An 11961-nucleotide genomic window follows, 5' to 3' on the forward strand; every position below is an offset into this window, starting at 1 on the left:
TCCTCACGACTTCTCGATGTTGTAGAGCAGCATGACGGGCGACTTCAGGACGCCCTTCAGGTCGTTGCGCCAGGCCGACGGTGTGGTGAACTGCGACAGCGGCAGGTAAAGGACCTGCTCGTAGGCGCGGGCCTGGATCTCGTCAGCCAGCCGCTTGCGCGCCGCCTCGTCCGGCGCCGTCGCGAATTGAAGGCGCAGCTCCTCGACTTTCGGATCGGTCGGCCAGCCCCAGGCCGATACGGGCGCGCCCTTGGCGACGAGGAAGGGATTGCTGAGCGGATTGCCCTGATCGACCACCGTGTTGGTGGTGTGGGCGAGGTTCCAGCCGCCTTCCGCGACCGACTTGGTGTTGAGGCGCCGTGTCGCGAAGGTCTGGAAATCCATGGCCTGCATCTCGACCTTGAAGCCGAGATCGACCAGCAGCTGGCGCGTGACATTGCCGAGGGCCGCGATACCGGGTGCATTGGCGACATGCAGCATCACCAGCGGCTTGGCGAAGTCGACATTCGCTTCCTTCAGGAGTGCCTTGGCCTTGCCGAGGTCGCGCGGCGGGATGCCGTCAGTGCTCTCATAAGGCATGCCGCAGCCGAAGATGGCGGCGCAATCCGTGGCGAACTTTGGGTCGCCAGCCACCACCGCCGCATACTGGGAGCGGTCGATCGCGCAGGCGATCGCCTGACGGACCTTCACGTCGTCAAACGGCGGCTGCAAATGGTTCATGCGCATGATGGCCTGGAAGCCAAGGTCGCCGACCACTTCGGCATGGGCGCCCGACTTGGCGTCGAACAGCGGCAGCAGATCGGCCGGGACGCGCTCCAGATAATCGACCTCGCCACGCAATAGCGCGCTCACCTGCGTCTGCGCATCGGGCAGGCCCAGCATCTCGATACGCGGGATCTTCGCGAGCTTGGCCCCGGACGCCCAGATCGGCGGCTCCTGGCGTGGCACGTAAGCATCGAACTTCTCGAGCACGATCTTCACACCCGGCTCGTGCAGGTCGGCACGGAAGCGGTAGGGACCGGAGCCGACGATCTCCTTGACCTGCTCGCTGCCGGGCGTGCGCGCGATGCGCTCCGGCATCATGAAGGGCACCGGGGCGCCGATCTTGGCCAGCGTATCCAGGACCAGGCCATAGGGCTGCTTCAGCGCCATCCGGATGGTCCGCGCATCGACGGCATCGAGCCTGGTGACGAAACCCATCATTGTCTGGCCCATGCTGTCGCGCGAGGTCCAGCGCCGGAGCGAGGCGGTGCAATCCGCCGCCGTGACCGGTTGGCCATCGTGCCATTGCAGGCCTGGCCGCAGGACGAAGGTCCAGGTGAGCTTGTCCTCGCTCAGCGCGTAGCTCTCGACCATCTGCGGCTTGGGCTGGAAATGGTCGTCGACCGCGAACAGGGTATCGTAGACGAGATAGCCGAAGTCGCGGGTCGTGAATGAGGTGGTGAAATGCGGGTCGAGGATGCGCGACAGCGTCTCCGGTGCCACCCGCAGCACGGCCTTGTCCTGCGCTCTTGCCGCCAGCGGTGGCACGGCTAGGGCCGAAGCGGCCATCAATCCCAAGGAACGACGCGTGATCATGCGGTTCTCCCCCTTTACCGACCGCTGGTGCAGGCGCCGTGCCATCCGGCCATTGCGCTGCTCCGAAATCATGGACCGGCGCAATAGGGGCTGAGAAGCCGAGCTTTCGGCACACAGCGTCGCGTTTTTCGGTACGGACACTGGCGCCGTGGACGAGAGACGCCTATCCGCTGGCGAGACGCTGCAACTGGTCGCGCAGGTGCTTGGCCACCAGCGCCGCCACCGGCGAGAGGGGCGCATGCTTGCGCGCGATCAGGGACAGGCTGGTGCCGGCGACCTGACGATCGGCGATCGGCAGGTAGGCAAAGGTGCCCTCGAGGACCTCGGCATGCACATCGTAATAGGACAGCCACGCCACCTGCCCCTGCTCACGCACCAGTGTCTTCATCACGTCGATCGAATTTGTCGTCACCGTGTTGGGTGGATGGATGCCTTGCCGCCGGAAGGCTTTCTCGATCAGCGGACGAACCGTGAGCGATGCGTCGGGGAACACGAAGCTGTAGGCGGCGCAGTCGGCGAGTCGGACCGACTTGCGGCCGGCAAGCGCATGATCATGGGCCACCACGATCCCCGACCGTGGCGGCAGCCTGGAGAGGAACTGGATGTCGGGCCGACGCGGCACGGCGTAGCAGATGGCGAGCTCGAGCTTGCCGGCCAGCAGCAGCTCGCAGAGCCGTTCGGTGCCGGCGATGGTGACATCGAGCGAGAGCTGGACGTGCTGCTCACGCAGGGCGATCGTCAGGCCGCCCACCATCTGGCCCGCGATGCTTTCCATCAGACCGACGGCAGCATGGCCGCGCACGTGATTGCGCAGCTCGGCCAGGGTGCGCACGGCGCGATCGTGTTCCTGCTGCCAGCGCTCGATCTCAGCCACCAGGACGCGGCCGGCTGCCGTGGGTCGCAGCCCACGTGGCAGGCGCTCGAACAGCTCGGCGCCGTACTCGGCTTCCAGTTTCAGCATCTGCCGATTGACGGCCGAGGGCGACACGTTGAGCTGGGCGGCTGCCTTGCGGATCGATCCGACCCTGGCCACCACGGCGAGCCAGGAAGCCGCCGGTGAAATCAATGGCACGTTCTTGCTATCGCTCCCGCTAGGCGGCCGATCCTGCCGCCATGCCATTGTAAAGTAAGCGAGAGGCGCTGACCTGCGTTACTTCAGGCCCAATGCCCGTGGCAGCCACAGTGACAGGTCGGGAATGTAGGTCACGAGCATCAGGACCAGGAACATGACCCCGTAGAAAGGCCAGATGCGGCGCATGACTTGCTCGATCGTGACCTTGCCGACGGCACACCCGACAAAGAGGATCGCACCAACCGGCGGATGGCAGAGGCCAATCCCGAGGTTCAACATCATGATCATGCCGAAGTGCACCGGGTCGACGCCGAAATTCATCATCACCGGCAGCAGGATCGGCGTCGCGATCAGGATCGACGGTGCCATGTCGACCAGGCAGCCCATGATCAGCAGCAGGACATTGATCAGGAACAGGAAGACATGCTTGTCGCTGGTGATGGTGAGGAAGAAGGCCGTGATCTTGGCCGGCATCTGCGTGAGCGCCATCACGTAGCCGACGCTCGAGGCACAGGCGATCAGCGTCATCACCATCGCCACGGTACGCAGCGTTCGGTGCACCAGGGCCGGCAGATCGCGCCAGCGATAATCGCGATAGACGAACATGGTGACGAAGAACGCCCACAGGCACGCCACCGCACCGGCCTCGATGGCGGTGAAGACACCCGCCAAAATGCCGCCGAGGATGATCGCCAGCGTAACGAGCCCCCACAGTGCCTCGCCAGTCACTCGGACAGCCTCGCGCAGTGGCATGCTGGTGCCGCGGGGGTGGCGATCGCGGTAGGCGATGACGAGACAGAGGATGATCAGGGAAAGGCCGAGCAGCAGGCCGGGCATCACGCCGGCCATGAAAAGCGTGATGATCGAGATCGAGCCGCCGGTCGCCAGCGAATAGATCACCGCATTGTGGCTGGGAGGCACCAGCAGCGCCTGCACCGAGGCGGTGATCGTCACATTGGTAGCATAGACGCGCGGGAAGCCGCTCTTGACCATCTGCGGGATCATCACTGAGCCGACCGCCGAGGTGTCGGCCACCGCTGACCCGGAGATGCCGCTCAGGAAGGTGGTGGCGAGTACGTTCACGACGGACAAGCCGCCACGCAGGCGGGTGAAGCCGACCAGCACGTCGGCAAAGGCCACCATGCGTCGAGCCATGCCGCCCTCGGCCATGATCGCGCCCGCCAGGACGAAGAAGGGGATCGTCAGCATCGATACCTTGCTGACTCCGTCGGAGATCTTGAGCATGACCGCTTCGAGCGGGATACCGATCCAGAAGGCACCGGCGATTGCCGCCAACGCCAGCGAATAGGCGATCGGTACGCCGATCACGAAGCAGGCGAACATGGTGGCGAGCAGCACGAAGATGTCCATGGCCCGCTCCCTCAGTGCACCGGTTCGATCGAGGGATCATCGAGGGGCGGCGGACCGATCACCAGGCGCTCGACCACGAACAGCAACAGGAAGGAGCCGCCGATCGGGATGGGCAGATAGGTGACGCCGACCGAGAGGAAGGGGAAATCGCCGATGCTATTGTGCCAGGTCGTGCGTACCAGCCCTTCGCCATAGATCATCATGAATGTCGCCATGGCGCCGACCAGCAGTTCGCTCACCAAGGCACAGAGTCGTTGGCCGAGATCGGGCAACAGGTTGGCGAAGAAAGAGATATTGATGTGCTGGCTGCGTCGGTAGCAGGCGGCGGCGCCGATGAAGGTGAGCAGGATGGTGAGCAGAACCGCAGTCGGCTCGGGCCAGGATGCCGCGCTGTTCAGCACGTAGCGCGTGAAAACGGCCCAGGGGATCACCGCCGAAATCAGCACGAAAGCGATGCCCGCTGCCCAGACGCAAAGCAGATAGAGGCCGTCCATCGTCCATCTCAGAGCCGTGGCCATGCGCGTCTCCCTTGCCGTTCGGACTGGTTGCTAGGCGTTGCCGCCGGCGATCTCGCCCTCTTTCGTGACGCTGCCGTCGCTGGCGGCTCGGTCGCGCGTCACTGAACGGCCTGGATGCGCTTGATCATGGCCGCGTATTTCGGGCCGTACTTGTCCCAGACCGGTTTGACCGCATCCTGGAACGGCTTCTTGTCCGCGATCTGGATGATCTCCACGCCCGTCGCGACCGCCTTGTCCATGGCCTGCTTTTCATATTGCTCCCATAGGCGGCGCTCATCCTGCTGCGCCTCGGCGCTCGCCTTCGTGACCAGGGCCTGATCCTCCTTGCTCATGGCGTTCCAGGTCTTCTTCGACAGCACCAGCATCTCCGGGACGATGAGATGCTCGGTGAGCGTGAAATGCTTGGCGACCGTGTAGTGGTTGTCGAAGACGAAGCTCGGCGGATTGTTCTCGGCACCGTCGATGACGCCGGTCTGCAGGGCATTGAAGACCTGATCGTAGCCCATGGCCACCCCGTTGGCGCCGAGCGCGTTCATCATCTCGACGAACATGGGATTGCCGATCACCCGGAATTTCAAGCCCTTGAGGTCCGCCAGGGTGCGGATCGACTTCTTGGTGTTGTAAAGGCTGCGGGCTCCTGCATCCATCCAGCACAATCCCACCAGGCCGGCATTGGCATTGGCGGACACCTTGTCGAGCAGCTCGCGGCCGATCGGACCATCGATCACCTTCTGCATGTGCGCGGTATCGCGGAACAGGAAGGGCAGGTTGATGACGTTAAGGTCGTCGATCACCGGTCCCAGGGCGCCGACGCTGACCCGGGCCAGCTGGATGGCGCCGAGCTGGGCCTGTTCGATGGCTTCCTTCTCGCCGCCCAGGGTCATGGCCGCGAACATCTGGATGGTGATCCGGCCGTTGGTGGCCTGCTCGAGCTTCTTGCCCATCGTCTGCACGGCGGCGACGGTGGGATAGCCTTCAGGGTGGACGTCCGAGGCCTTGAGGATCAACTTTCCCTGGGCCGCGGCGGGGAAGAGGGTGCCGCTGGCCGCGGCCGCACAGAAACCTGCTGCCCCTTTCAGGGCCTCGCGACGCTTCATGCCGTTTCCTCCGTTTTCTTGTATGAATGAAGTCTATGGTTGGGTTCCTGGGCTTTCAATCGACCGCCAAGGGGAGTCTCACTGCCGAATCACAGCAGCTTGCGATCGACCATGCGGGCGACGCGCTGCCGCTGACCTTCGTGCGCAGCCGGCGGGCGCGGCGGGTATCCCTGCGGGTCGATTCGGCGCGGCGGCAGGTGATCCTGACGGCACCGCAGCGCATGCCTTTCGAGATGGCCATCGAGTTCGCCCGAATGCAGGCTGGATGGATCGCGGCTCGCCTGAAGCGGCTGCCATCGCCACGCCCCTTCGTCGACGGAGCCGAGATCCCGTTGTTCGGCGTGCCGCATCGCATCCGCCACCGGCCCGACGCGCGCGGGACGGTCTGGGCGGAGCAGGGGGAGATCCATGTCGCCGGCCGCGCCGAGCATCTGCCGCGCCGCCTGCGCGATTGGTTGACAGCCGAGATGCGGCGCCACCTGCCGCCGCTGGTTCATGCCAAGGCGGTCCGCGTGGAACGGCCGGTCAAGCGGCTCAGCCTGCGCGACAGTCGCACGCGCTGGGGAAGCTGCGGCCCGGATGGTGGCCTCACCTTCTCCTGGCGGCTGGTGTTCGCCCCACCCGAGGTGCTCGACTATCTGGTCGCGCACGAGGTCGCCCATCTCGTGCACATGAATCACGGGCCGCGCTTCTGGGCGTTGGCCGAGCGGCTGTGCGACGGTCCGATGGCGGTCCCGCGCGCCTGGCTCAGGGCCAACGGCGAGACGCTGCTGCAGTATGGAGCGTGAGATCGGGTTTCGTTTTTCTTGGCGGCCGGCGCAACCATCATCGAGTTGATACGGCGGCCCTATATGTGGTCCTTTGTGACAATCAGGGACAGGGGAGATCAGAATGTCGACAGGCACCGAGACCGGATACGCCCTCCTGCGCGATCCGCGGCGCAACAAGGGCACCGCATTCAGCATGTCCGAGCGCCGGCAGTTCGGTCTCGAAGGCCTGCTGCCACCGACTCCGCTGTCGCTGGAGCTTCAGCTCGCCCGTCTGCAGAACGAACTGGCCGAGCTCGACAGCGACCTGCAGCGCTATCTGCTGCTGTCCGACCTGCAGGTTCGCAACGAGACCCTGTTCTACGCCTTGCTGATGTCCGATCCCGCGCGCTTCATGCCGATCGTCTATACGCCGACTGTGGGCGAGGCGTGCCAAAAGTTCGATCACATCTATCGCCATCCGCGCGGTCTTTACCTGCCGATTACCGCGCGCGGCCGTGTGCGCGAGCTCCTGCGCAACTGGCCACAGACGGACGTGCGCTTCATCGTTGTGACCGACGGGGAGCGCATCCTGGGCCTGGGCGATCTCGGCGTCGACGGCATGGGTATCCCGATCGGGAAGCTCGCGCTCTACACGGCCTGCAGCGGTGTGCCGCCGCACTATTGCCTGCCGATCACGCTCGATGTCGGCACCAACAACCAGGCGCATCTCGAGGACCCGCTTTATCTCGGCCTGCGGCAGAACCGTGTCCGCGGCGAGGCCTATGCCGAATTCGTCGACGAGTTCGTGCAGGCGGTCCAGGAGCTCTATCCGGCTTGCTGCATCCAATGGGAGGACTTCGCCAATCTGAACGCGGCCCCGATCCTGGCCCGTTATCGCGACAAGATCTGCACCTTCAACGATGACATCCAGGGTACCGCTGCCGTCGCGCTGGCCGGCATCTATGGCGCCCTCCATCTGTCCAAGAAGCCGCTGACGGAACAGCGCTTCCTGTTCCTGGGCGGCGGCTCGGCCGCGACCGGCATCGCCAGCCTGATCAGCCAGGCCATGACCATGGAGGGCCTGACGGCGGACGAGGCGCGCAAACGCAACGCGCTGTTCGACATCAACGGCCTGATGGTGACGTCCCGCACCGATCTGTCCGAATTCCAGAAGCCCTTCGCGCTCGACCACGCGCCGGTCTCGACCTTCGTCGAGGCGGTCAAGGCGCTGCGACCGACCGGCATCATCGGCGTCAGCACCGTGCCCAAGCTGTTCAACCAGGCTGTCATCGAGGCGATGGCCGAAATCAACGACCGGCCGATCATCTTCCCGTACTCCAACCCGACCTCACGGTCGGAATGCACCGCCGAGGAGGCTTATCGCTGGTCCGATGGGCGCGCCATCTTCGCCAGCGGCAGTCCTTTCCCGCCGGTCGAGTACGGCGGCAAGACCTTCGTGCCGGGGCAAGGCAACAACGTCTACATCTTCCCGGCGATGGGCATGGCCGTCCTCGCCACCCAGGCGCGGCGGATCACCGACGAGATGTTCATCATCGCGGCGAAGGCGATCGCCGAGCAGGTGACGGAGGCGAACCTCGCGAGCGGGCTCATCTACCCGCCGCAGAGCAAGATCTTCACCGCATCGCTCTATGCCGCGACGGAAATAGCGAAATACGTCTTCGACCGGAACCTGGCGCGGGTCGAGCGGCCCAAGGACATCGCGGCCTTCATCCAGTCGAGTGCCTATCGCCCCGTCTACCCGGAATGAGGGGCGCCAAGATCAAACTTCAGCTGGATCTGGGCAACGCGACTTCGACTACAGAAGGCCGTCGGCCTTGAGACGTGTGGTCAAGGCTTTAACAAGGTCGTTGGCATCGTCGTGATGGGAATAACGGCCAATCCGTGTGGTGCGAGTACGCCCTGATTGCGTGAAAGTATTGAAGGCGACCTTCGTCTGCCAGACGACTTTCTTCTCAGCGACGTCGACAAGCGTCGCTTTGACCGTATACCCGTCAATCGCCCATTGCGTCAGGACTGCGCCGTCAACATTCAACTCGAGCACATGTGTTGGATTTGTCGCGGCAACCGTAGCGGCCAGAACCTTTGCCTTCGTCTTTTCATCGAAGCTCACTTCCGGAAGGTCACTGATATCTACGTACTCCAGATCGTGACCCAGCAGCGCGACCCACTGATCGTTGCACGCTTGCTTCATTTCATCGAAGTTGATCAAGGCATTGCTGTTGGTCTTGCCCTCCACGGGCGAATATAGATCGAAGGCAACCAGCAAATTTTTGATCTTGGTGGCGTAATTTTCCGCTTTCTTCGCTTGGAGCACGGTGACAGTGGGGCCGCAGCCGCTTAGTGCGATGCAACCCACAGAAATAATCAACCAGTATCCTGCTACGCTGAAAAGCTTACGTAGATTGACCCTAGACATCGTCGACAGTCTCCGAGAACGCTGCCGCGACTATCGCATACTACTTCCGCGTGCGCCTTCATCCAGTCGAGCGCCTATCGGCCTGCTTATCCGGCGTAATCGTCTCCGCGTCGCCCTGCATCAGCCTGTGGGCGTAGGCTCGGATATCCGCCGGCCACGACCGTATGTGCTGGGCAAAGCGGTTTCGATCTTCGGAGAACAGCGCGCGGGAGGCTTCCTCGAAGCCGGAAAGATTGCCCGCCATCGCTGACATGAAGCGATAGGCCGCTTCCCGCGCGGCGCGCAAGCGGGTGCGGTCGCCGTCGCTGCGCCGCGCCTCGTCGACGAGCCGGCGCAGCGCCTGCGAGGCGCCGCCAGGCTGGCGGGCCAGCCATTCCCAATGGCGCGGCAGCAATGTCACCTCACGCGCGATCACGCCCAGCTTGGGACGACCGCGCCTGCGTGCCAGCGTCTCGCCCTCCGTCTCACCGCTCGCTGGGGCGCGCGCGAAACGCGCAGCCACCTCGGCTGCGGTGCCCCTCAGATCGAGATCGATCACGGCGCCGGTGGTATCGTCGAAGACCAGGATGGCCGCCGCCGGATCGGCTTCCTGCGCGGCTTTCACCGCCAACGCCACATCGCCCGGAGCGCCCGTCGCCAAGACATGGACGGTGCGGAAGGCTGTAAGGGAGCTGGGGGGCATCATGATATTTTAGACCGGGTAAAAGGATTGTGCTAATATATACCCGGGTGATATTAATCCTTCAACAACAGGCTTTGCCAGCGGAGGCGGCACGTGAAGGGCGTGGACAGGAAAGCCGCGGTGGCGGCTTACAAGGAGCGAAAAGCGGTTGCCGGCATTTACGCCATACGCTGTCTCAGCACGGATGAGCGATGGATAGGAAGGGCACCCGATCTGAGCACGATTCAGAATCGCCTCTGGTTCACCTTGCGTCAGGGCAGCTTCCCGCATCGAGCGTTGCAGATGGCTTGGAATGAGCACGGGATGTCGAACTTCGTTTTCGAGGAGATCGAGCGGCTGGAGGACGAGCCTCTTGCCCTGATCCGCGATGGCCTTCTCAAGAACCGGCTGGCCCATTGGTGTCAGACGCTCGGAGCCCATCCGATCTGAGCGTCTGCATTGGGGGGCGCGCGGATAATTTTGCAGTCGGCTTGGCGCTTGAAGGAGTCCGAAGAGGTTTCCAGGCGGGCAGTGCGCTTTGTCTGGACTCGTTCGTCCAACCTGGTCTAGGGGAGAAACAGTCGCAACCTGTGCGTGAAGTCGAGTCCCTCGCTGATGCTGATTGCGTGGCTCTCAAGGTCGGTTTGGAGAACGTCCGTTCGAGCGGCTTCGACCGCAGCGATTCTCTGGTGCGGGATCGTTCTGGAGGCGCGGGCGCAAGCGCCATCGCAGGTCAACATCCCGCTGCAGCTTATGGCCGTAAGCGGCTCCTATTATCGGCTGGCTATTGATGTCGGCATCAATGGCGGCACGCCGCAGCTCTATATGTTCGATACAGGATCGGCGCCGTTCGCCGCGGCCTTCAATCCCAATACATGGGGCGGCTTTTCGGGGCAGACGAGGGTTCCGGACTCGCCCTACCCCCACGGCAACAACGTCTTCTACTGCTATGGCGGCGGCGTAGCCTGCAGTACGGGCAACATCATTGGAAATCGACTCCAGATCCAGTCGTTGTCCTTCGCGGGCGGCGTCACGCTCACGGCCAATCCCGGCTATGCGGTGGAGGCGATCTCGCAGCTGAACTTCGGCAGCACGTCCTATTCGTTTCCCAGCTACTTCAACGACCCGACCGCGCGGCCTCCCTTTTCCGACCTGTTCGGACCCTTCTACGGCGTTTTCGGCGCCGGCAACTTCACACAGGGGACTCTCGGCGGCGTACTCGGCCAGACCATCGTCTCGGGTCTGACGCAAGGTTACATGGTCGCCGCCAATGGACAGGCCAATCCCGCTTCGTCCGTCAACCCGCCGCAGCAGACCGACGGCATAAACGTCTCGGTCGGCGGTCACACCCAGGCGGTGACCACGTGCAGTCCGTGCGTCACCGTTGGTCTGACGCCTCAGATCTTGGGGCAGTTCGCGCCCGTCGGGACTCCGGGAACGACCGGTCGAACCGGTGTCATTTCCGTCCCTTCGTCCAGCGACTCGTTCAACAACCCGTACGTTCCTTATGGCACTGCGCCCGGCAACAACGGCTCTACGCAATACGGCGCCACCTTTACCATCGGGCTGGCGGCACCGGGCACCTCGACGCCAGCGGTGAGTTCGACCGGCGGCACCCTGCTCGATACCGGCACCCCCAGCAACTACCTGTCCAAGACGCTCAACGTGCCCGCCGTAGCAACCAATGGCCAGGTGATCGCTGGTGTTACGCTGACGGCCACCGCGGTGACAGGCAACGGCAGCAATACGCCGATACCGGGCATGACGACGTCGACGTCGGTCATGACCAATGGCGGTCGCCCCAATACCTACGACGCATCCTTCGCGAGCAACTCCCAGAGCATCCTTGGGATCGGCTTCTTCCTGCAGAACTCGGTTCTCTACGATCTGAGCGACAATGTGATCGCCTACACGCCGTACTTTGTCACCGATGCCAATCTGGTGACGACAGCCGGCGGTCCGCTGATCGTCGAGAGTACCAACGTGCCGCTGGGCCTGGCGGGCGTGATCTCGGGACCGGGTGGGGTGCAGATCGGCAATGGCGGCGACGTGCAGCTGAGCGCCACCAACACCTACACCGGGGCGACGCAGATCGCCTCGGGCGGCCGGCTGCTGGTGTCGGGCCCGGGCAGCATCGCCGCCTCGAGTGGCGTCACCAATGACGGCACGTTCGACATCTCGCGGGCCTGGGCACCGATCTCCATCGCCGCCCTGACGGGAGCGGGCACGACCTATCTCGGCGCCAACACCCTGGTCCTCACCAACGCCAGCGGCACCTTCTCCGGCAGCATCGCCGATGGCGGCTCCTATCCGGTCGGCGGCGGCAGCCTCACCATCGCCGGCGGCACGCAGGGCCTGAGCGGTGCCAACAGCTATAGCGGCGCGACCACGGTCCAGGCCGGGGCGCAGCTCAATCTTTTAGGCACGGGCAATATCGTCAGCTCGAGCGGTCTCGCCAACAACGGCACCTTCGACATC

General features: G+C 63.9%; 10 protein-coding genes and 1 pseudogene. 4 read left to right on the forward strand and 7 right to left on the reverse strand.

The features are described 5' to 3' along the window. Positions 1-3: 3 nt before the first annotated feature. The 5 genes from B5D62_RS32140 to B5D62_RS32160 all read right to left on the reverse strand — a co-directional run bounded on the left by B5D62_RS32140 (position 4) and on the right by B5D62_RS32160 (position 5636). Positions 4-1578, reverse strand: coding sequence for an ABC transporter substrate-binding protein (locus B5D62_RS32140; RefSeq protein ID WP_170921256.1), 1575 nt, complete (start codon positions 1576-1578; stop codon positions 4-6). Between the two features lie 163 nt (positions 1579-1741). After that, positions 1742-2650 carry a LysR family transcriptional regulator gene (locus B5D62_RS32145; RefSeq protein ID WP_170921257.1) on the reverse strand — a complete coding sequence of 303 codons (909 nt, stop codon included), beginning with the start codon at positions 2648-2650 and terminating at the stop codon, positions 1742-1744. A gap of 78 nt (positions 2651-2728) precedes the next feature. After that, positions 2729-4021 (reverse strand): TRAP transporter large permease, encoded by a 1293-nt coding sequence (locus B5D62_RS32150; protein ID WP_085938189.1) that lies wholly within the window; start codon positions 4019-4021, stop codon positions 2729-2731. Positions 4022-4032: 11 nt separating this feature from the next. Further along, positions 4033-4539, reverse strand: a complete 507-nt coding sequence (locus tag B5D62_RS32155) for a TRAP transporter small permease (protein ID WP_085938190.1) — start codon at positions 4537-4539, stop codon at positions 4033-4035. Between the two features lie 98 nt (positions 4540-4637). Further along, entirely contained in the window at positions 4638-5636 is a 999-nt protein-coding gene (locus B5D62_RS32160; protein ID WP_085938191.1) for a TRAP transporter substrate-binding protein, read from the reverse strand. Positions 5637-5671: 35 nt separating this feature from the next. Here B5D62_RS32160 and B5D62_RS32165 point away from each other — a divergent pair, with 35 nt between their 5' ends. Next, complete coding sequence (locus tag B5D62_RS32165) at positions 5672-6424, forward strand: M48 family metallopeptidase (protein WP_085938192.1); 753 nt, start codon at positions 5672-5674, stop codon at positions 6422-6424. A gap of 103 nt (positions 6425-6527) precedes the next feature. Next, complete coding sequence (locus B5D62_RS32170) at positions 6528-8153, forward strand: NAD-dependent malic enzyme (RefSeq protein WP_085938193.1); 1626 nt, start codon at positions 6528-6530, stop codon at positions 8151-8153. A 48-nt stretch (positions 8154-8201) separates the two neighbouring features. On the opposite strand, the gene B5D62_RS32175 is transcribed toward B5D62_RS32170, so the two are convergent. Further along, positions 8202-8822: a hypothetical protein gene (locus B5D62_RS32175; protein ID WP_139374205.1), complete on the reverse strand. Its 621-nt coding sequence runs from the start codon at positions 8820-8822 to the stop codon at positions 8202-8204. Positions 8823-8880: 58 nt separating this feature from the next. Further along, entirely contained in the window at positions 8881-9507 is a 627-nt protein-coding gene (locus B5D62_RS32180) for a DUF2239 family protein (protein WP_139374206.1), read from the reverse strand. 90 nt (positions 9508-9597) lie between these two features. On the opposite strand from B5D62_RS32180, the gene B5D62_RS32185 reads away from it, so the two are divergent. Continuing rightward, positions 9598-9933 carry a GIY-YIG nuclease family protein gene (locus tag B5D62_RS32185; RefSeq protein WP_085938195.1) on the forward strand — a complete coding sequence of 112 codons (336 nt, stop codon included), beginning with the start codon at positions 9598-9600 and terminating at the stop codon, positions 9931-9933. Between the two features lie 303 nt (positions 9934-10236). Then, positions 10237-11961, forward strand: a pseudogene (locus tag B5D62_RS32190) (hypothetical protein); the annotation flags it as partial.

The organism is Enhydrobacter aerosaccus (assembly GCF_900167455.1).
GTDB lineage: Bacteria > Pseudomonadota > Alphaproteobacteria > Reyranellales > Reyranellaceae > Reyranella > Reyranella aerosaccus.

Coding starts and splice junctions, on each gene's coding strand:
- B5D62_RS32150 (WP_085938189.1), bottom strand. CDS start 4,021: ATGGACATCTTCGTGCTGCTCGCCACCATGTTCGCCTGCTTCGTGATC.
- B5D62_RS32170 (WP_085938193.1), top strand. CDS start 6,528: ATGTCGACAGGCACCGAGACCGGATACGCCCTCCTGCGCGATCCGCGG.
- B5D62_RS32180 (WP_139374206.1), bottom strand. CDS start 9,507: ATGATGCCCCCCAGCTCCCTTACAGCCTTCCGCACCGTCCATGTCTTG.
- B5D62_RS32160 (WP_085938191.1), bottom strand. CDS start 5,636: ATGAAGCGTCGCGAGGCCCTGAAAGGGGCAGCAGGTTTCTGTGCGGCC.
- B5D62_RS32140 (WP_170921256.1), bottom strand. CDS start 1,578: ATGATCACGCGTCGTTCCTTGGGATTGATGGCCGCTTCGGCCCTAGCC.
- B5D62_RS32155 (WP_085938190.1), bottom strand. CDS start 4,539: ATGGCCACGGCTCTGAGATGGACGATGGACGGCCTCTATCTGCTTTGC.
- B5D62_RS32175 (WP_139374205.1), bottom strand. CDS start 8,822: ATGTCTAGGGTCAATCTACGTAAGCTTTTCAGCGTAGCAGGATACTGG.
- B5D62_RS32165 (WP_085938192.1), top strand. CDS start 5,672: ATGGTTGGGTTCCTGGGCTTTCAATCGACCGCCAAGGGGAGTCTCACT.